Source organism: Salipaludibacillus aurantiacus (assembly GCF_900111295.1).
Lineage (GTDB): Bacteria > Bacillota > Bacilli > Bacillales > Salisediminibacteriaceae > Salipaludibacillus > Salipaludibacillus aurantiacus.
Genome location: NZ_FOGT01000038.1, coordinates 1 through 1,640 on the forward strand (window position 1 = coordinate 1; position 1,640 = coordinate 1,640).

Annotated in this window: 1 protein-coding gene; it reads left to right on the forward strand. The window is 44.8% G+C overall.

Annotated features, from left to right (window positions below; all coding sequences use genetic code 11):
• The first annotated feature begins 360 nt into the window (after nucleotides 1-360).
• Nucleotides 361-1,590 (forward strand): IS110 family RNA-guided transposase, encoded by a 1,230-nt coding sequence (locus BMW59_RS21220; RefSeq protein ID WP_093056316.1) that lies wholly within the window; start codon nucleotides 361-363, stop codon nucleotides 1,588-1,590.
• The last annotated feature ends 50 nt before the right edge of the window (nucleotides 1,591-1,640 follow it).

Here is a 1,640-nt window from a genome sequence, read left to right on the forward strand (position 1 = left end):
CCTCCTCGTATATTATATTTAAGCCCATAATTGAGCTTATAAATTTCTTTACACCCAAGGCTTTTTGATTGGGCGTCTCAAGATATTTCTAGATAATGATCTTAGGATCATTTGGGACAATTCTTCTTCCTCCTGTAGCTTGACTACATCTTAAGTTTGTTTCTCAGTGTACGTGCGGCACTTCCTACTCGCAGGCTGAGCCCCCTGCCTCTTGGACTCAGGTGATAGTAGCCCTGAGGCGGCTTTCAATGCAGGAGGAGTTCTGATACACGAGGTTGATGATCGGCGTTCACACTAGAGATATCTCGAGGCGTCCAAAAGAAAGACCCAATGATTCTAAAATGAAAGGAGGGTTCCCTCATGAGATTATTTGTAGGTTTAGACGTGAGCTCGTTTGATATGAAAGGGTGTGTTCTTGATCAAGATGGTGCCAGATTAGATTCTTTTTCGGTAACGAATGACCTTCCAGGCATCTCTGAATTAAAAGATCGGCTTCTTGGTTTTATAGTCGAAAAAGAAATAGACAATCTTAAAATTGGCTTAGAATCAACGTCGGTGTATAGTTTTCATCCCTCCATGTATCTGCATCATGATGATGAGCTGAAAAAACACAATACTCAGGTGTATGTTATTAATCCAAAGCAGATAGCGAACTTCAAAAAGAGCTACTCTGACATGAACAAGACCGATGAGATTGACGCCTTTGTCATCGCTGACTATTTGCGTTTTGGCAGAAACAAGATGTCCATCGTCAAAGAGAGCCAGTATGTCGCTCTCCAGCAGCTAACGCGCGCCAGGTATCATCTTATTAAGGCACTCACCCGTGAGAAACAGCACTTTCTCCAGCATCTAAGCTTTAAGTGTAATAAATTCACAGAAGAAGTGGAGTCGTCCATATTTGGCCATGCCTTAACAGAACTGTTTTTGGAAAAGTTCAGCCTGGAAGAACTGGCTCACCTGCCGTTAGAATCCCTGGCAGCGTTTCTACAGGAGAAAGGAAAGAACCGTTTCCCTGACCCTGAGGCTGTCGCTACACAGATTAAAAAAGCTGTGCGGTCCTCTTACCGGCTGGACAAAGTGGTGGAAGACTCGATGGATGTCCTATTAGGCAGTTCTATCGAGATTATTCGCTCCCTGCAGAAACAAATCAAGGAGATAGATAAAGCGATCACGCGTATTATGGCTGGAGTCACACAAACTTTAGACTCTATTCCAGGTATCGGCCCTGTTTTTAGCGCAGGTATCATTGCCGAAATTGGACAAATCTCTCGATTTGGAGACGAATCCAAAGTGGCAAAATACGCCGGATTGTACTGGAGGAAACACCAGTCCGGCCGGTTTACCGCCGAAGATACGTCATTGTCACGTCAAGGGAACCAGTACTTGCGCTATTACCTGGTTGAAGCCGCCAACTCGGTTCGCAGACAAGTACCGGAATACCAGGAATTTTACGTGAAGAAGTATCAGGAAGTACCGAAGCACCAGCATAAACGCGCCCTCGTTCTTACTGCAAGAAAACTTGTGCGTCTGGTGGATGCGCTACTACGCAGCCATCAACTCTTCTCGCCGGAAAGGAGCGTGGAGAGCTGACAAAAAGCTGTCAGTGTACACCCTTTTAAATCTCCTAGTAATTTCCATTT